This window comes from Zwartia panacis (genome assembly GCF_030410395.1).
Lineage (GTDB): Bacteria > Pseudomonadota > Gammaproteobacteria > Burkholderiales > Burkholderiaceae_B > Zwartia > Zwartia panacis.
Map to the genome: position 1 here is coordinate 364,201 of NZ_JAUHHF010000001.1, position 18,829 is coordinate 383,029.

At 45.3% G+C, this 18,829-nt stretch carries 17 protein-coding genes; 6 read left to right on the forward strand and 11 right to left on the reverse strand.

Annotated elements, in window-relative coordinates; genetic code table 11:
* Positions 1-43: 43 nt before the first annotated feature.
* From QWY30_RS01695 to QWY30_RS01705, 3 genes are read right to left on the reverse strand one after another with little or no spacing between them, the layout of a single operon-like run.
* Positions 44-721, reverse strand: coding sequence for a cysteine hydrolase family protein (locus QWY30_RS01695; protein ID WP_290237650.1), 678 nt, complete (start codon positions 719-721; stop codon positions 44-46).
* 42 nt (positions 722-763) lie between these two features.
* Positions 764-1,732 carry a Bug family tripartite tricarboxylate transporter substrate binding protein gene (locus tag QWY30_RS01700; RefSeq protein WP_435433341.1) on the reverse strand — a complete coding sequence of 323 codons (969 nt, stop codon included), beginning with the start codon at positions 1,730-1,732 and terminating at the stop codon, positions 764-766.
* A gap of 28 nt (positions 1,733-1,760) precedes the next feature.
* Positions 1,761-2,561 (reverse strand): SDR family NAD(P)-dependent oxidoreductase, encoded by an 801-nt coding sequence (locus QWY30_RS01705; protein ID WP_290237651.1) that lies wholly within the window; start codon positions 2,559-2,561, stop codon positions 1,761-1,763.
* A 175-nt stretch (positions 2,562-2,736) separates the two neighbouring features.
* Between QWY30_RS01705 and QWY30_RS01710 the strand changes: the two genes are divergently transcribed.
* Positions 2,737-3,756 (forward strand): histone deacetylase family protein, encoded by a 1,020-nt coding sequence (locus QWY30_RS01710; RefSeq protein ID WP_290237652.1) that lies wholly within the window; start codon positions 2,737-2,739, stop codon positions 3,754-3,756.
* Positions 3,757-3,802: 46 nt separating this feature from the next.
* Here the strand turns inward: QWY30_RS01710 and QWY30_RS01715 are convergent, their stop codons facing one another.
* The 5 genes from QWY30_RS01715 to QWY30_RS01735 form a co-directional block, all read right to left on the reverse strand.
* On the reverse strand, positions 3,803-4,507 hold the full coding sequence (locus QWY30_RS01715) for a tetratricopeptide repeat protein (protein ID WP_353958791.1): 705 nt from the start codon (positions 4,505-4,507) through the stop codon (positions 3,803-3,805).
* Between the two features lie 163 nt (positions 4,508-4,670).
* Positions 4,671-5,420, reverse strand: coding sequence for an alpha/beta hydrolase family protein (locus QWY30_RS01720; RefSeq protein WP_290237653.1), 750 nt, complete (start codon positions 5,418-5,420; stop codon positions 4,671-4,673).
* A gap of 115 nt (positions 5,421-5,535) precedes the next feature.
* A complete protein-coding gene (locus tag QWY30_RS01725) occupies positions 5,536-6,825 on the reverse strand; it encodes an MFS transporter (RefSeq protein ID WP_290237654.1) in 1,290 nt (429 codons plus the stop codon).
* Between the two features lie 6 nt (positions 6,826-6,831).
* Positions 6,832-8,466 (reverse strand): thiamine pyrophosphate-binding protein, encoded by a 1,635-nt coding sequence (locus tag QWY30_RS01730; RefSeq protein ID WP_290237655.1) that lies wholly within the window; start codon positions 8,464-8,466, stop codon positions 6,832-6,834.
* A gap of 26 nt (positions 8,467-8,492) precedes the next feature.
* Positions 8,493-10,082, reverse strand: a complete 1,590-nt coding sequence (locus QWY30_RS01735; RefSeq protein ID WP_290237656.1) for an amidohydrolase family protein — start codon at positions 10,080-10,082, stop codon at positions 8,493-8,495.
* Positions 10,083-10,334: 252 nt separating this feature from the next.
* Between QWY30_RS01735 and QWY30_RS01740 the strand changes: the two genes are divergently transcribed.
* A complete protein-coding gene (locus QWY30_RS01740) occupies positions 10,335-11,666 on the forward strand; it encodes a M20/M25/M40 family metallo-hydrolase (protein WP_290237657.1) in 1,332 nt (443 codons plus the stop codon).
* 82 nt (positions 11,667-11,748) lie between these two features.
* Positions 11,749-12,441, forward strand: coding sequence for a response regulator transcription factor (locus tag QWY30_RS01745; protein ID WP_290237658.1), 693 nt, complete (start codon positions 11,749-11,751; stop codon positions 12,439-12,441).
* 8 nt (positions 12,442-12,449) lie between these two features.
* Here the strand turns inward: QWY30_RS01745 and QWY30_RS01750 are convergent, their stop codons facing one another.
* Positions 12,450-14,468, reverse strand: coding sequence for a sensor histidine kinase (locus QWY30_RS01750; protein ID WP_290237659.1), 2,019 nt, complete (start codon positions 14,466-14,468; stop codon positions 12,450-12,452).
* A 226-nt stretch (positions 14,469-14,694) separates the two neighbouring features.
* Here QWY30_RS01750 and QWY30_RS01755 point away from each other — a divergent pair, with 226 nt between their 5' ends.
* Both QWY30_RS01755 and QWY30_RS01760 read left to right on the forward strand, forming a co-directional pair.
* A complete protein-coding gene (locus tag QWY30_RS01755; RefSeq protein ID WP_290237660.1) occupies positions 14,695-15,315 on the forward strand; it encodes a carbonic anhydrase in 621 nt (206 codons plus the stop codon).
* 202 nt (positions 15,316-15,517) lie between these two features.
* Positions 15,518-16,897 carry a TAXI family TRAP transporter solute-binding subunit gene (locus QWY30_RS01760; protein ID WP_290237662.1) on the forward strand — a complete coding sequence of 460 codons (1,380 nt, stop codon included), beginning with the start codon at positions 15,518-15,520 and terminating at the stop codon, positions 16,895-16,897.
* On the opposite strand, the gene QWY30_RS01765 is transcribed toward QWY30_RS01760, so the two are convergent.
* Positions 16,892-17,686 carry a bestrophin-like domain gene (locus QWY30_RS01765; RefSeq protein ID WP_290237664.1) on the reverse strand — a complete coding sequence of 265 codons (795 nt, stop codon included), beginning with the start codon at positions 17,684-17,686 and terminating at the stop codon, positions 16,892-16,894. The genes QWY30_RS01760 and QWY30_RS01765 overlap by 6 nt on opposite strands.
* A gap of 58 nt (positions 17,687-17,744) precedes the next feature.
* Here QWY30_RS01765 and QWY30_RS01770 point away from each other — a divergent pair, with 58 nt between their 5' ends.
* Positions 17,745-18,284 (forward strand): HD domain-containing protein, encoded by a 540-nt coding sequence (locus QWY30_RS01770; RefSeq protein ID WP_290237666.1) that lies wholly within the window; start codon positions 17,745-17,747, stop codon positions 18,282-18,284.
* Positions 18,285-18,288: 4 nt separating this feature from the next.
* Here the strand turns inward: QWY30_RS01770 and QWY30_RS01775 are convergent, their stop codons facing one another.
* Positions 18,289-18,813: a TIGR00645 family protein gene (locus QWY30_RS01775; protein WP_290237668.1), complete on the reverse strand. Its 525-nt coding sequence runs from the start codon at positions 18,811-18,813 to the stop codon at positions 18,289-18,291.
* Between the last annotated feature and the right edge of the window lie 16 nt (positions 18,814-18,829).

Here is an 18,829-nt window from a genome sequence, read left to right on the forward strand (position 1 = left end):
AAATAAAATCCTCATCAATGCTAGCAGAGTTTGATGACGCTATTTATCGAATAAACCCTAATGTTTCTTCGGTACTGGCAACCTGACAGTAAATCCAGTTGATTGTTTTGAGTTCATTGTCGTGCAGTTCTTCCGTTGCAGCGGCGCATGCGTCGTGGGCAACCACAACGTCAAAACTTTCGTCTGCCAGGCTGCGGACCGTGCTGGATACGCACTGGTCGGTGAAAATTCCTGCGCAAATGACGTGCTGGGTGCCTAAGTTATGAAGCATGAGCCGAAGATTGGTCCCCGTTAGCGCGCTATCGGTCGTTTTTAACACAACGATTTCATCAGGGTTGGGCGCTAGGACGTCAATGATCTGGCTTTCCCATTCATCTTTAGGTAATAACAGATTGTTGAATCCTGGCTTGCGTTGAGAGAGCGAGCGTTCCCGCCCATCAGGTGTCTGACAGGCGATGCGAGCAAATAGTATATTCATCCCCTTTTTGCGACAAGCATCAATCAGACGTTGAATATTTGGTATGACCTTTTCGTGCATGCGCGCCATGAAAGGTGCCCAGCGCCTGCGTTCAGCGAGATCTTGCGATTCAGTCAAATAAGTATTTTGAACATCAATGACGAGCAGAGCCGTTTTTGAAGCAGCTAGCTCAAGGTCATCCGGATGAGGCGCATGTTCGTAATAAAACGAGCGGTAAGCGGTTTTCCAACTTTCTTGAGCCATGCTGTTTCCCAGGTATCAAATGAATGTTTCTAGAGATGTCATTTACTCTGGTTGAATATTTTTGCTTCGAATGATCCTTTCCCATTTTGCTGTATCTTTGGCTAAGAGTTCAGACAACTGTTGGGGAGTGGACGCAGCGGGTTGAGCGCCAGAGTTCGAGAGTCGTGTTTTGACGGCATCGTCAGCGAGTACGCGCGCGATCGCTTTGTTAATTCTTTCGATATCTGCTGGAGGTGTGTTTTTGGATGTGAAAATCGCATACCAGTTGTCAGAGTCCACCCCCTTGATACCCATTTCTTCAAAGGTTTTGACATCCGGCAGGAGTGGATGGCGCTCTTTGGCAGCGAGTCCGACGGGCTTGAGCTTGCCGGCTTTGACGTTATTAATCAATCCCGGAATGTCTCCAAAAAATCCGTCGACATGACCTGCCATCACATCAGTAATCGCGGGTGCTGCACCTTTGTAAGGGACATGGACCAGATTGGCGCCGGTCGCGTCGGCGACTTGCTCCATCGCCAAATGTGGCACGCTACCCGCACCGGATGAGGCCATCGTTGTGCGTTGTTTTTTTGCGTTTGCAACAAATTCTGCTGGATTGTTGGCAGGGTTTTTTGGGTTGACGACAAGAAGTTCGACGTTATTGACGACAAGTGAAACCGGGGCAAGATCTTTTTGTGGATTGTATGATAGCTTGGGATATAGGCTGGGATTGATAGCAACTGCACCAACACTGGTGAGCCAGAGTGTATTCCCATCAGGGGGTGATTTGATGACATAGTCGGCTGCGATCGCCCCGTTGGCACCCGCCTTGTTTTCAATAATTACGAGTTGCCCCAACTCTTTGGATAAAGCTTCGCTGATGCTCCGCGCGACAAAGTCCACAGGACCCCCGGGCGGGAAAGCGACGATCAGTTTCGTGGTTTTTGTTTGCGCAACCGAGAGGTGAGGCGTTGTAGCGAGTAGCACTGTGCCCAGTAATGACAAGGCCATCTGTTTGATTTTTATGGTCATGAGAAATCTCCTGGAAATGATGAATGATTTAACCGCACCGTACCGACATGCCGCCATCTACGACGATTTCAGTACCGGTGATGAAACGCGCTTCATCAGAGGCGAGAAATACGGCCGCATTGGCAGTGTCGCGTCCGTCACCCATAAAGGGGAGGGGAATGCGGGCTTGTCGTTGTTCGAGGAGCTTTTCCACATCTCCCCCTGACCGCTGGCCAGCCAGTCTGACTTCGACCATGGGGGTATGGAGCTGCCCGGGTACGATCGTATTGACCCGAATGCCTTTCTTGGCATACTGAATCGCGACAACTTTGGAAAGCTGGATCACACCGGCCTTGGTCGCGGCATAAGCGACTTGGGCAGAACCCGTCCAGCGAATGCCTGAGGTGGAGGACATGTTGATGATGGCACCGCTACCTTGTTTCTCCATAATCGGTAAAACATGCTTGCAGCTTAGAAAAACACTTTTGAGGTTGCTGTCCACTTGTGCATCCCAGACGTCCTCTTCGAGCTCAACCGGACCACCTGCCGCCGAGCCCCCTACGTTATTGATCAAAATATCGATTCGTCCCCACTTTTCCATGCACTGGCGAACAACGTCCGCGATTTGAGTGCTTTGGGTGACGTCGCAGTGAGCAGTTTCGATTTCTCCGCCGATCTCCTTGATGCGCTCAACCGTCTCGGCCATTCGGGCCAAGTCCTTGTCCACGCCAAATACTTTTGCACCCTCTTCGGCGAAACGAACGGCCATTGCGCGACCATTTCCCCAGCCAGGGCCAACCGATCCTGCACCAAGAATCAGGGCGATTTTTCCTTTAAGTCGAGCTGTCATGCTGTCTCCAGTTAATTGATGTGTCTTTTTGTCACAAACTGACATTTTTGTCTAAAAAAGCAATATACCCAACAAAAAATTGATCATGCGATACTGAGGCTTAAAATTTGATGGTAATTGCTCCACATAAAAAGTATCGACGTCAAATTCATTAAAAATCTAAGGTGAGTGCTTCATGAAGTCTTTTTTCCATCCTGATGTCAAACTTCATTTCCCTCAGACTTATTTGTCGCGTGGCCAGATGCGTAAGCCACAGGAAATACCTGATCGAGTCGATGGGATTTTGGCGGGTTTGGCGCGTATGAATATCAAGGTCATTCAGCCTGACGATTTCGGCAAGAAACCCTTGCTCGCCGTACATGACGCGGACTACCTTGAATTTTTGGAAAATGCACATCGTCGCTGGAAAGAAATCCCCCAGGATTGGGGCGACGAAGTGATGTCCAACGTCTACATTCGTCATCCTAATCCGATGCGCGGAATACTGGCTCAGGCTGCGCGTTACCTTGCTGACGGCAGTTGTCCGATTGGGCCTCACACCTGGACTTCTTCGTATTGGGCCGCTCAGTCTGCTGTTGCCGCAGCGCAGGCCATCCTCGAGGGAGATGCGCAAGCTTATGCCCTATGTCGCCCTCCAGGTCATCACGCGCGTCGAGATGCCGCGGGTGGATTTTGTTACATCAATAATGCAGCCGTTGCGGCGCAGTACCTCAAGAAAAGATTCGGCAAAGTTGCGGTTCTTGATACCGATGTCCATCATGGCCAAGGTGTACAGGAAATCTTTTATGGCCGAGATGATGTGCTCTACGTTTCCGTTCATGGCGATCCGACGAATTTTTATCCAGTCGTTGCAGGGTTCGATGATGAGCAAGGCGAAGGAGCGGGGAAAGGCTTTAATCTGAATTTACCAATGCCCCATGGTTCTTCGGAGCAGGTTTTTTTCGATAACGTTCAAGCTGCGATTGAAAAAGTGAATGTATTCAAACCCGAGGTCTTAGTGTTGGCGCTTGGTTTTGATGTCTATGAAAATGATCCGCAAACAAAAGTTGCAGTGACGACAGAGGGTTTTAAACGCTTAGGCAAGCTAGTTGCGGGCTTGAATCTCCCAACGGTTGTCGTGCAAGAGGGTGGTTACCATCTAGAAGCCATGGCCGACAATACTGAAAGTTTTTTTACGGGATTGATCAAAAGTTAGATTGAGTTTTGGTTGGCTGGTATACGCTGATCTTCAAAAAAACGTATTACTCTGGCAAAAAGCGAAAGTTCTTTAACAGCTCGCTTTCGTCAGAAAAAATATAGGGCGCAAGTTTGACGGCTTTTTGACTGTACTCTTGGGCCATCACTTGGTTGCCCTGTGCCTGAGCAAGCCAGGCTATTCTGGCGAGTACATCTGGTGCATTTGAGTTTAGCTTGTTCGATTGTTCATACAGTTTCATGGCAGAGTCTTCATCGCCTCGCAGCAAAGCGAGATCACCTTGAAACTTATAGGTATCCCACCATCGGAGTGTCCCTGCAAGATTCGCATAAATTCTAGATAAGTTCGGTTTGATATCGAACGCTAGGCGGTAATGTTTGACAGCAAGATCGAGCTGCCGAATTCTGCGGTAATGATCTGCTAGATTTAAATGACCGATTTCATTATCAGGTTCGACGGCAATCGCCTTTTCAAACCAAACCTGAGCTTCATCGACTCTTTTGAGCTCAATCAGCGACCATGCCTTATTCAAATAGCCGCGAGCGCGAGTGGGTTCGACTTCGATCGCTTTTTCAGCTTCAATTAGAGCGTTGTCCATTTCACCTTTGCGTCGCAGAACCTGACTCAGGTTGCTGTGCGCCCGAGGAAATGTAGGATTGCGATCCAGCACAAATCGAAGTTCTTCCTCAGCCAGGTCCCAGCGTCCTTGATCAATTTCGATGAGACCTCGAACAAAATGTGCCCAAATAATATCGCCCGATCATTTCTTTAGAATGGCTTTTTCAGTCATACGATATGCATCATCGTATTTTTTTAATCCGCGGTAGTAATAAGCCATTGTGATCGGCTCATACTCTTCCATAATTCCGATGGCGGCATTTTCCGCGATTGTGTCGACCTCACTAGAGGGTTCTTTATTGGATCAGCAAAACAAGTTGTTCGATTGCCGACTTAGAAACTTGACCACTGAAATTGTGTCCCTGCCCTTGAAGCGTAATCAATTGACTCGAGAGGCCAGCATTTCTTGCTTTTTTATCGTATGCGATAGATTGTGCGATTGGCACATCACGGTCTGCGTCTCCATGCACAAGAACAATCTTGGTTTCTTTACTGATCTTTGAGACGAGATCAATACCTTGAATTCCACTTTGCCCACGATTCCTATACGCTGCGAGCGCATGCAGATCATACACACCAGCGACCAGAACTGCCGCGGTGATTAATCCTGGTTTTTTACCAAGAATACCCGCCATGTTCATGGCTCCTTTGGAGTGACCAAGAACATAAATCTTTTGGGTCTTGTATTGAGTGCTGAAATACTCCAACGCGCCGATGATCGGATCAGTATCATCCGCTAGCCTGCGATTAGCATCGGAGCCTTGACTTCGTTTGCCGTCTCGATCGAAATAGCCAGGCCCGAGAAGTGCGATGGCAACCACATCGGGATGGTTGATCGCAAATCGCCTGGCATAGCTATACATGTAATCCGCCGGACCTCCCGATGAAACGGCCCCATGCATAAACACGACGATAGATTTTGGATTCTCAGTGTTGCCGTAGGCTTGATACGCTAGAGTTCCAGCGCACTCAGGTTGGCAGGCATACACGTATGTATTAAAAAAGAGCATGGCGGCCAAGCTGGCCATGCGTAAAAGCCTGTTCATGGATGTCTGCCTAGAGAGCTGATTGCGCTTCTGAAACTTTAGCAGACAAGTACTCTTGAATATAGACTAAACCTACTGATAAAAAATCATAGGCTATTCAGTTATTAAATTGAAATTAAATTTGTTTTAGATTTTGATGATCTTCGGGAAATGCACCATTGTTGTGTCGCCACAAAGGATCAAGCATCAATGCGAGGAGAGAAACTCCGGCAGCCGCCATGATGACAATCGCTGGTGCCATCACGAAGTGGAGTTTGCCCACGAGATATTCGGTGAGCATGGGTGCGAGTCCGCCAACAATGCCAACCGAGAAGCTATATCCAAAAGCGATCACGGTGACACGAACCTTTTTCGGAACAATGCTCGCCATACTTGCGCAAAACGGTCCACAAAAAAGGCCGTGAGCAGTGCCGATGATGAGTGAACCGAGAAACATCAATGGCAGTAAGCCAGTTTTGAACAATAAAAATGCGGGCCATGCGCCACAGAGCGCGACAAGGGCTCCGATCTTGACAGTTCTGACTCGTCCGATTTTGTCACCAATGATTCCACCCATCATCGTCATCGCACAGCACAGGGCTAAGCTAACAATATTGATGCTAAAGGCAAGTGTGCTGTGAATACCTCCCTGATCAATCATCCAGGGGACGGCATACATAAAGCCAATAAATGACATGGCACCCGTCATGGTGTTCCCAAGCCCGATCGATAGCATTTGTCTCCAGTACGTTTTGAATGCATCCAAAACAGGTGAGTTGGCGGACTCGGCTTGTTTGATGGAATCAGGTGCGATTTTTGATCTGAGCCAAATGCCGAAAAACATCAGCAAAACGCTGCCGATAAAAGGCAAGCGCCATCCCCACTCTTTCATGATTTCCTGACCTAGACCCAGAGTGCAGAGGAAAGTCACCAGTGAGCCGATTAACAAACCAAAAAATGCACCCAGGGGACTAAAGCTTCCGAAGAAACCACGTTCTTGAGGAGCCGCTCGTTCAACTAGAAAAACGATTGCAGCGGAATACTCGCCGCCCACCGAGAGTCCTTGAACCAGTCGCATCAATAACAACAGGATTGGCGCCCACAACCCAATCATGTCATACGTTGGGAGAAAACCGATCACAAATGTCGGCAGTGAAATCATGAGCACTGAAATTTGCAGTGCCATTTTCCTGCCAATCTTGTCTCCAATAGAACCAATGATGACCCCGCCCAAAGGACGCATCAGCATGCCAGCGGCAAAACCTCCGTAGCTCGCGATCAATCCCGTCACAGGATCGTCTAATGGGAAAAACTGTGAAGCGAAATAATGTGCCAGATAGGCGTATACGATAAAGTCGTAAAACTCGATTGCATTACCGATGGCACCGGCGATCATGGTACGCCGGTCGTGAGGTGAAAGTGACATGGTGAGTTAGATACGTTTTTTTAAGGCATCAGTCAGTCTGAGCAAAGCAGGACTATAGCCGTCCTTCGGTACACAAGCACGGATAATGTGAAGATCTTCGTGATTGATCGCTAAACTGAGGGCTTCGGAAAACTCAGATTCATATTCACATAACGTACCTGTTCCGACGCCAAATGGCTTGATCAACTCTTCAGCTTTAAGTAGGGGAATATCATTGAACGGACCATCCATCATGGGGCGCTGGGTTCCATACCCTTTATTATCAACAACGATAATGATCGGATTGACGCCATGAAATTTCGCACTCAGTGCCTCCAAAGCAGTCATCAGTAAAGCCCCATCCCCGACAAGTACGACTGGTCGACAATCTGGCGTAGCGCGTCCGGCCCCAAGCGAGGCGGGTACCGCGTAACCCATGGTTGCGTAATATGCGCTGGAAAGACTGAAATTGGGTGCAGGTAAATCGACAGAGCCAAACAGACAATCGCCTGGATCAATCAGCAAACGATGACGATCATCGATGACTGAGGCTAGGCACGCCATGATGCGCTCTACGGAGAGTGGCTGCTTGTCTTTGAGGATAAAACGAGGTTTCGCCAATAATTGTTTTGGATGTTCGCGATATTTTCTTAATTTTGCAGCTTCAATGAGAGCCGGTAAAAATGCCCAAAGGGGCACATCTTGATAAGTACGATACCCAATATTGACGTGGGTATCCGTACATTCGATCACTTGACCTCTATCCAGGTGATCGGTGAAACCACCCATCACGAGATCGGCATACAGCACACCAAAGGAAATCAGGGGTTTCGCCTTTTCTACTCTGTCAACGACCTGTTGGGAGCTCACTGCGCCCATATAAACACCGAGGGCAAGTGGATGTGTTTCCGGAATGACGCCTTTTGACAAGGAGGTAGATGCCATCGGTACGCCGAAATGTTCGACAAAGTCCAGCAACTCACCACTCAAGCCTCTCCTCACAGCCATGACGCCAGCGATCGCGACAGAGTCTCCTGCGCCGTCTAGCCACTGCAACGCATCTTCAACAGCGAGTTCCAGTCTTTTTTCATGAACCTTGGGCAATTCAATCGCGAGAGGTTGTTCCTCATCCAAAATATCGATATCCACCATGTCCCGTGGCACCTCGATATAGCCCGGCCTCTGCTGGGTAATCATTTCACGGATAACCCGGTCAATTTCCTTTGCTGCGGTAAGAGGATTGTTGAGTACAGCTTGAGCAACTGTAATATCGGTAAAAACTTCAAGCTGTGTGTTGAAATTTTTGACCCGATGATGCAGGAGTGGATCGTTTTTTCTTTCGGCAATGCCGGGAGAACCACTTAAGATTAAAAGGGGGACATTTTCTGCCCAGGCGCCCGCTGTAGCATTGGCTACTTTTAACCCTCCTACGGAATAGGTGACTGCACATACGCCAAAGTGACGCAGACGAGCGTAGGCATCCGCGGCAAACGCGGCGCCTTGCTCATCTGCAGTGACAAGGATTGGAAAATCAAGTTGATGGAGTCTGTCGAACAGTTTGAGCGCAAAATCGCCAACGATTCCAAATCCTTCGTCAGCTCCGCATTCCTTAAAGCGTCGAACTAAATGATTGGCAATGGTTGTTGTACTGTTAGACTTCAAAACATACTCCAGTTTTAAGATTTAAATTAGTTCGGTTTTGTATTCAGTGTGCTCATCAATGCTTCGCCAGGACGAGAATCCTTGAGCAAGTTCCCTTCGCGAATCACAAACTGACCATTCACCATCACATAATCCATACCTTGTGAGGGTTGTCTTGGATTTTCATAATCTGCACGGGGTTCCACCTTGTTGAGATCAAAGACGATGATATCGGCGTCCATGCCCGGCTGAATCCTGCCTTTGAATTTAGCCTGATTCGATGCGGTTGCCACGAGATTGGCAGGGAGCAAACTACCGCGCCTGAATACATCGATGAGACTCATGGATTGTTGATCTCGGACATAGCGGGCAAGTACAGTTGTAAAAGTTGCGGCGGTTCTTGGATGAGAGTACGCAAGCTCAGGCAGTGGCCATTGCTCGTCTTTAATTTCCTTTCCGTTGATAGCATAGGGCATTGCGTCTGAGGCAATCATCGTGTCCTGGAACAAAATCGCTGAATCGATGTATTTCATTTCCTCAGGTTTTTTCTCGTCCAGATAGTGCACCACGATCGTTCCACCTGGATCTTGTTTGCGCAATTCATTCAAGCGCGCGTCATTTGCGACATATTCTTTTGTTTTCAAATAATAGATATTTGAAGATGTGATACCGACTTGGGGTAAGTTTTCAGGGCGTAAAAACGGAGCTCCAATCACAGTTGAACCTGCTCCAAAGGGATAAGCTTCGGTTGTGACAAGCAGTTTTTTTCCTTGCGCTTTCTCAATTAATGGAATGACATCAACAATTTTTTTCAATGAGGTGCTGTTGATATGGCAGATGTGCATTCTGGCCCCGGTTCCTGCCGCAACACCGAGCAACTCCACAAAACCTTCAACCGCGCCGCTTGGCTCATAGGTGTTTTTTGCGCGCAAGTGGGTATAGGTCGGAACATCGTATTTAGCCGCTAGATTCGCTAAGGCCACATACTCTTCTCTGTTGGTTTCAGGGGCATAGCCCGTTACAACCCCGATGCCAATCCCTCCGTCAAGCATTTCCTGTTCGACAAGTTTGACAACTTCAGCTGATTGATTAGGCGGTAATAATTTTGACCATTTTGGCCAGCCAAAATATTTAGTGGCTGTTTCCAGCGTTCCATCCATGTCTTTGATTCCATCTGCGACAGAAAGTCTGGCGCCAACCCAAGAGGCACTAAATCCATAGTTCAATGGTAGTCGCAGCTTCGCTGCATTGGCGTATGCCTTTTTGATTGGAAATCCGCCTGCTTCGAGTTCAAGAGCCGTTGTGACCCCATCGAAGGCCTGTATCCAGAAAGTGGGGACATTGACGCCATGCACATGTAAATCGATAAATCCGGGACCAAGGACTTTGCCTTTGGCATCGATTTCTAGCTTTCCTTTAAGTGATTCAGTGGAGACTGCGGCAATTTTTTTACCGCTTATGCCGACATCGCGAATGGCGTCTAATTTCGTTTCAGGATCAATGACTCGACTTTGTTTAAAAACAATGTCATAAATTGGTTGCTGTGCTTGGCTCGGACCATGGAGCAAACTGAAGGCAAATCCGATGATGACAGCAGCGAGTGAAGATATCCTTAACCTGGGATGCATTGTTTTCATATATTCATAAAATCAGGTGAGTGAAAGAAAAATAAACTCGAACTGTATTTAAATTATGAATGAATGATCATTGCATGAATATTCACTCACGAGGAATGTCGGAATTGGTCAGTTTTCCCTGCTTAATTCATCTATAGAATTTGTCTGGATCTTTGGACAAATAAAGACTGGTTAATATTCATAGGTGTTGGGATGAGCGGCAGATTAAGAATAAAGATAGCGTCCACGATATATCTGGCAAGTTGTCTTTGTGTGACACCCTTTACTGTCTCTGCCCATCCCGAGGATCAAAATCTACCCTCATGGGCTAAACCAGTCGCAGCCTGGCCTGTCGTGAGCGCATCTGTCAAACAGAGCATCCAAAATATTCTTGCTGAACAAACAATCAAGAAAACAATGGAGTCTTTGAAAGCAGACGAGGATTTAACACTCAAACAAAATATAGCGTTGAGTGAAATCCCGGCACCTCCCTTCAATGAACAGAAAAAAGCCCAAGCTTTCAAAGAGTTGATGATAACCGCGGGTATAACAGATGCTTATATAGATCAAGAAGGGAATGCGATAGGCATTCGCAAGGGGAGTGGGAACGGGCCGCTGATCGTTCTCGACGCGCACCTCGATACAGTTTTTCCACTTGAGACAGATCTTAAGGTCGTTCAAAAAAATGGAAAGTATTATGGCCCCGGCTTGACAGACGACACGCGTGGACTCGCTGTATTGCTCTCGTGGATTCGGGCATTGAATGCTAATAACATCAAAACAGTCGGTGACTTGATGTTCGTTGGAAGTGTGGGCGAAGAGGGGAATGGTGATTTGCGGGGTGTCCGGGCATTACTCAAAGAAAATAAAAATGTCGATGCATTTATCGGTTTAGAGCCCATCCCGCTGGGGGCTGTTGTCTCTCTCAACACTGGATCTGTTCGTTATGAAGTGAGTTTTTCTGCACCTGGCGGACATAGCTACGGAGCATTTGGCCTAGTACCCAGCGCAATTCATGCAATGGGAAGGGCGATTTCAAATATTGCGAAGTTGCAGGTACCGAGCGTGCCGCGTACGACTTTCAATGTGGGGATCGTCAAAGGCGGTACGTCTGTGAATACGATTTCTCCGGATGCAACGATGGAAATCGATATGCGTAGTGACGGTACAAAAGAGCTACAAGACCTCGAGCAAAAAGTTTTGGATATCATTGGGAAAGCGGTCGACGAAGAAAATAAGTCGATCGGCCAGAATTTAGCCGTTGGTAAAAATTCAGTCACGGTGAATTTAAAAAAGATTGGTCAACGACCTGGAGGGATGACGCCAAACAACTCGCCGCTTATTCAGGCGGCACTAGAGTCTCTTAGAGCGATGGGTCAAAAGGAGCTGGTGATTGTCGGATCGAGTACCAATGCAGGCATACCAATTTCTCTCGGGATACCGACCGTGATCTTACCGCCGGGAGGCGTGTTCGAGGGCTTTCATTCGCTTCAGGAGGGCATGGATCCGACAGACGGTTACAAGGGCTCGCAGATAGGGCTGTTGACGGTTTTATCGGTAGCAGGGGTGCAGGGCGTGAGTCAGCCGCTCATTAATAAAAAATGAATGCTAGAGCTCTGAATTGAGAACTTGACGTCAATAGCTCTCTTATACTTTCATCAATATTCTCACAAACCGGATTGGAATCATGCCACCTAAAGTATTAATCGTTGAGGATGAGGCCGATTTTAGAGATGGCTTGGTTGAGCTGTTGAAGCTAGAAAGCTTTGATGCAAATGGAGTCGGAAGCATCCAAGAGTATTTGGAATGGATTAAGAAAAATCAATACGATATTCTGATTTTGGATAGAAATTTGCCTGATGGAGATGGTTTGGATATTTTGAGAAAATATCACAAACAGTCTGAGGCGGATTCGATTGTGTTGAGTTGCGAGGGACAGCCACACGATCGAATTTTAGGAATGAATGTTGATGCAGATTATTACTTGGTCAAACCCTTTCCTAGCGATGAGCTTCTTGCGATTTTGCATCGTATCGAACGAAGACAAGGTGCGATCCAATCGTCCGATTCTGAAATATGGCGATTGAATATTGTCAGATGGGAAATCAAAACACCCAATCATCTCGAAATAGAACTCACCAGAAGTGAGTTTGCTTTGCTGAATTGTTTTGTCAATAAGTCAGGTCAAGTGATTTCAAGAGACGAAATCATCAAAGGGCTCGGTTTCAATCCTGCTGTCTATGATAACCGTCGTCTGGAAGTGATGCTTCGCCGTTTGAGAAAAAAAATTGAAGACGCTGGGGTTGTTAAATTTCCGCTTCAAACGGTCTATGGAGTTGGATTGGCATTTAATGGTGTCATGAAGACTTCCGAATCATAGCTTTGTGTTTAGATACTCTGTAATTGATCTGTTGGTTGTGCAATGCTGGTTTCAGGAAACCAGGCGATAAATTCTGATCCCTTGCCTAAAGCACTAATCACCTCAATTTGACCGCCATAAAACTCCATCACTTTTTTGACAAAAGATAATCCCAAACCATAGCCACGTTTGCTGGAGCCGGTTTGCACTTGCATGTACTCTTCAAATATTTTTTCATGATTTGCTTGATCTATACCGATCCCTGAGTCAGTGATCGAAATACCCACTTTATTTTTGTCTAGCAGTATGCGGATCAAAACTGTAGATTGAGGCTCTGAATATTTGCAAGCGTTGTCAATAATATTCAGCACAACGACTTCCAGCATTTTTTCGTCTAGGACGAGCACCGGAACCTCTGCAGGTGAAATGAATGTGAAAGTATGATTCGGATGGTAGCCTTTACATTTTTCCACTGTATCTTTGAGCCACGAGTCAATTTGTATGAGCTGCGGCCTGTCTGTGTCGATGTGGCTCTCCAGGCGGTCGCCTTGCAACCAGCGGTCAAAGAGGAGTGCGAGTCTATGGGTGGCGGAGCTGATAATCGACAGTCGTTTTTTGTAGTTGTCATTATCGGTTTGACGAATGAGCAACGCTGCTTGATTTTCAATAATACCTAAGGGACTTCTAAACTCATGTGAAATCAGTGAGCCAAAGCGAATGTATTGCTCGCGAAGTTTTTTCTCACTTTCAAGCATGGTTCTTAAATCATTGGTTCTGTTAAAGACTTGTCTTTCAAGTCTTTCCTCAGAGGCGCGTAGCGTTTGTACAAGAGTTTCTTTCGTGAATAATGCTTCTTGTTGTGCTTTTTCTCTCAGTATTCTCTCGTGTTGAATCCGGCTTGCGAGTGCAAAAGATAGCAACAACATTTCAATGGAGGAGGAAATTTGCAGTGCGTACGAGGTGAACCAGTTTGTTGGAATAAGATCCAGTTGGCGAAGACTAGCCAAGACGCCTCCAATACACAAAGTACCCCAGGATATGATAAAAAACTTGGCACTGTATTGACCTGACAGATAAGCGCGAAAGCCGGCATACAAGACTATCACAATGACGGGCATCACGATGATAGGAAAGATTTCAAAAATTAGATTTTTCGAAACGTTGACATACTCTGCCGCAATAATAACGACAGCATATGTAAAGAAAACGATGATCAAAAAATTAAACATCCAATTGGTAATGGGTTGTTCTTTTTTGGTATTTAAGAATTTTGTTGAAAAAATAAGAGCCATTCCCGTGCCAAGGGTCAAAAAGACAATCTGCGAGATCTGATCCCATTGGGGAGAGTTTGGCCAAATAAAGAGCCGTCCGTAGCCGTTTCCGGCAAAAATACCCAGTCCAAAAAGTATTGCGAACGCGGAGTAATAAAGATGAGAGCGATCTCTCAGATATAGAAAAATAAGAAAGTTAAATGCAGCGAGGATTCCAAGACCCCCATAATAAAAAGCTTGGATCAGCGTGTCAGTTTGAATGTGTTTGTCAAATGCGGACTGTTCCCATAGCCTGAGTGGAATGGTCAAACTTTGCTTTGAGTCAATTTTGAAATAAAAGTCTTTCGGTTCTTCGCTTAACTCAATTGGAAAGGCGTAGAAACGGTAAAAGCTGCTTCTGCTATCGACGGGCATCAGATTACCCGTCTGTGTCATGCTTTCTTGGGAAGCATAAAAGTCGATGTGATCAAGTCCAAAATAGGGTATTTCTAATATCCAGCTTGAGGTCTGTGTGTGTTTGCTAGAGAGTGAGAGTTTGATCCAGTATGTTGAAGAACTGAATCCGAAATTCAATTCCTCACCCCATGAGAGTGCGGGTTTAAATTTTTCTTGATAAGCGGGCGTGAGAATTTCCTGATAGCTGAGTAATCCCGTAGGATCAATTAGGACGCTGGCATGAGAAATAGGATTCGAAGGATTTGTGATTTCAGTATTGGATTGACTGAAAGTATTTGCCTGAAGTCCAAAATACAAGCACAACCAATAAAGGAGATTCAATAAATATTTCTTATTCTTCATGTTCTGAGAATGTATGAGGATGCGCTGGGTATCAACGTCTGAACGGAGTGTACAAAGATTTGCTTGTATAGGCCGAAATTAAAGTCAACATACCTAATAACGACAAATTCTGACATATTCTGCGATAGCAGTAATCAATTAGTCTGATAGATTTAAAGTTGATGTCACGAAGATTTAATGTGCAAACGACTGATATCTCAAATTCATGAACCCGCCAAAAACAAACACTCCAATGCATCCTGATGAAGCTCTGGCAAAATTGATTGCTGGTAACAAGCGATACATGGCTGGATTCGACTCTCCAGATTCGTTTAAATTTCAGGATCCAGGTATCGAACATCATCAATTTCCATATGCCTGCATATTAGGATGTGCGGATTCCAGGGTAAGTCCAGAGCATACATTTGATGAGAGTCATGGAAATTTGTTTGTCACGCGCGTCGCAGGAAATTTTGTGACCCCCGAAATCCTGGGAAGCCTTGAATATGGTACGGCGGTATTGGGTGCATCTGTTATCTTGGTGTTAGGACATTCTGGATGTGGTGCGGTGAATGCTGCGATAAAAGCCGTCGCATCAAAAGCAGTCTTTGAGGGTCATATCAATCAACTGATCGATTCGTTAGTGCCTGCTGTTGAGGAAGTCAGGCATGATGATCATGAGCATTGGAAGAGTGAAGCTGTCATTCGAAATGTGTCTCAGAATGTATCCATATTGACGTCATCTGAACCAATTTTGAAGAAAAGAATTGAAAACGGACTGTTAAAAGTTGTGGGAGGTGTCTACAACCTTCATAGCGGTGAAGTCTCGATCATTAAGAGTTGTTAATCGATTCGGATTCAGGAGCAAAGTAGTTCGACGACACAGACAATGTCATAAACGTTTCAACAAATTTTTTCAAAGCATGAAGAGTTCCTCAATGATCTGGTTTATGACTCTTTAACTCAGCTTATCTTGCAGAAGATGTGATCCAGACCCTACAGAATCGTTTAGTCAATCTATAAGCTTTTAAAAAAATTAGCTAAATATTATGCAGAAAAATATCAATACATTTCTTAGCAATTGCAGCAGATATTTTGATCGTTACGCGCTAAGGGAGTTCAATGCCTGGCTGTTAATCGTACGATATTTTGCCGTGTTATTGCCATTTATTCTGATCATCGCTGTTGCCGTTTTTCTTTATGTGAACCCTTTCGCACCCAAAAATGCCTATCTTGCTATTGGGCAAACAGGATCCTCTTACGGTGTGATCGGTGAAGAGTTTCAGAAAATATTCGCAAAGTACGGAATCAATCTGCAGTTGATCAAGACAGAAGGATTAGTACAGGGACTACGCAACCTTGATGATCCGAAATCTTTAGTCAATGCAAGCTTTATCACAGCCGGCTCCTCGATTGAAAAAGAATATCCGGATCTTGTCTCGCTTGGTAGCGTCCAGTTTGCTCCAATATGGATATTTTATAGGGGTGAAAAATTAAATATAGATGATCCTTTTGAATATTTTGCTCAGCGAAAAATTGGTATTGGATTGCCGGAAACAAACTCAAACAAAATGTTTCGTCGTGCATTGCTTGCCAATCAACATGATGCGATCTACTCAAAGGGTTTATTGGAGTTGCCACATCTGGAGTCTGCAGAAAAGCTAAAAGCTGGCGAGCTTGATGCTGTTTTCATTGTCGATAGTTTTAATGCACCCGTGGTTCAATCCTTGTTGCAAGACCCGAAGATTCATGTCTTGAGTATGAACTTAGCGGATGCCTATGTAAAAAAGTATCCTTTTTTGCATAAGCTTGTGATTCCAAGGGGATCGCTGAACCTTGAAAAAGTATTACCACGTGAAGATATCATTCTTCTGGGATCGACGACGAACCTATTGATCGAGGCTTCGACACACCCAGCAGTGCAATGGGCTTTTATGCTCGCGGCAAGTGAGTTTGGAAAGTTTTCCCAAGACTTTTTTTCGAAGCCGGGTGATTTTCCCAAGTATCAAGATTCAGGCTTTCCTTTAAGTCCGGTTGCAAAACGGTTTTATACCCAGGGACAGCCTGCTGTTTTTGACTATTTACCCTTGTGGCTTGGCAGCATTATCGAGAGTGCTTGGGTCGTCATATTGGCATTCATCGCATTGATATATCCCATGTTTAAGTGGGTCATGGGAATACGGTCATATCCATCTAAAAAATTCATGTACAAAAACTTTATAGACATGCGTGATTTAGATGAGGATATTGATCAAGCAAAAACTAAAGAAGATGTCATGGCATTGATGAATCGTTTAGATCAACTGATTCAATCGAACGAAAGTCGCTGGTTGAGTGAAACAGAAGTTCGATTTTATTTCGTGAAGAAAAATCTTCTTCTAGGTATGCAAAAACAGCTCAATGAAAAATTAAAGTCATATGAACTATAAATTTTTCATCGACTCTATCGCTTGGATGATTGGCGCCGCAGATACTTTTGTTTGACCCGTATAAGGATGATCAATAATCATGACTGCTGAGAAAATCAGACTGAGCATTGTGACTTGTGTGCTGAGCGCGACGAAACGCATCGGCGTGGCATGACTGAGGCGTAATGCACAAATGATCGCCACACCAAAAAGATAAAGATAACTGATTGTCCAGAAGAGGGTGGGTAACCCACCCGAGGCATTGAGTAATCTTATTTCCCTGGAAAGAATTACTTGATCAGTCTTGCGAACAATTTCGGTGTACAAGGCTTTTTGTTGCTCTGTCTCTGGTTTGAAGAGTAATAAATTTTTACTTAACTTTTGCATCAGTTTTTCTGTTGTCGGACTGCCACCACCACGTAATTTTGGCCATTCATCTTGAACGATAGAGTTGGAATATTGAATCAAATCTTTTCGCATCACTACTGCTTGAGCACTACCATCAAGCGTCAGCATCCTGTCAAGACTTTCGATATTGGTACCTTCGTTCATAACGTTTGTTTCATAGGTATCTGCCGATCCCATAACGAGTACGAGCGTAAATCCGAGGATTACGTAGGCGGCACTTAGAGTATTTTGGGTTGCAGTGTCAACAACGTCTGTGTCGTTGTCATAGAGGCTTTCAGTTGTAATGAATTTTCTGAAAATTATGGAAAGTACAGCCATGACGCTGAGTGTCACCAGAGGATATATCCAAAGCACGACCCACTCAGGCATGATTTCAAAAAGTTTTAAATGAAAGTCGTACATTTCTTTCTTCCCGAGATGGATGGCATAGATATAGATGAACCAGTGTTGGAGAATTTAAATGATTCAAAGTGAAATGGCAAAGATTGTCAGGGCCGCCTACTTCGCTGGTGAGAAGCATAAAGATCAACGACGAAGTGACAAAGAAGAAACACCATATATCAATCATCCTCTTGAATTAGCATCAATTTTGGTTGATGAAGGCCACATTGAGGATGTGGATGTGATCTGTGCAGCATTGTTGCACGATACGATCGAAGACACCGATACGACCTTCGAAGAATTGGAGAGGAATTTTGGACTGATTGTCACAAATATAGTTCGTGAGGTCACAAATGATATGACACTCAGCTCAGCCGAGCGAAGACTGAAAGAAGCTGCGAGTATTCGAGGACTTTCGAATCAAGCAAAACTTGTCAAGCTCGCGGATAAAATTGCGAACATTAGGGATATCTCTACGATGCCTCCTGTTGGTTGGACACTCGCTAAAAAGGAAGCGTATTTTGATTTTTCGCTGACCATCGCAGAGCATGCTAAAGATGCATCACAACTTCTATATGACGTTTTCGTACACGACTATCACAAGCTTAAAATCGGTTGATTCTTCAGTGTGATTTCAGTGACAACTTATCGACAACCACGATGGTGATCGCTGTGGCCATCAGCACTATCTGAATCGCCATCTGCATCAAGATCGTTTCCATCTCGATATGAGCGGCATTGACAAATGTTGCCAATAAATGAACTGCACCAATCGTGACGATTGAGATGGCGAGTTTAACTTTTAAAGAACCCGGATTGACATGGGCTAACCATTCAGGTTGGTCTGGATGATCATCAAGATTTAAGCGTGAAACAAAGCTTTCATAACCGCCAACTATCACCATGATCAGCAAATTCGCAACCATGACGATATCCACCAGATCCAACACCTCGAGAATGACATATCGATCAGGTGTGCGCTTGAAAATAATTAATTCAACTAATTCCCATAAGTGGATGAAGAACTCATAGGTATATGCTCCAAGCGCGATGATCAAACCAAAATACAGCGGCAGTTGTAACCATCGTGCTGCAAACATCAGAGACTCAAGGGAGTTTCGTGGATTGGCAGGAGCACTATTTTTCATATTTGATTGTCCTTTC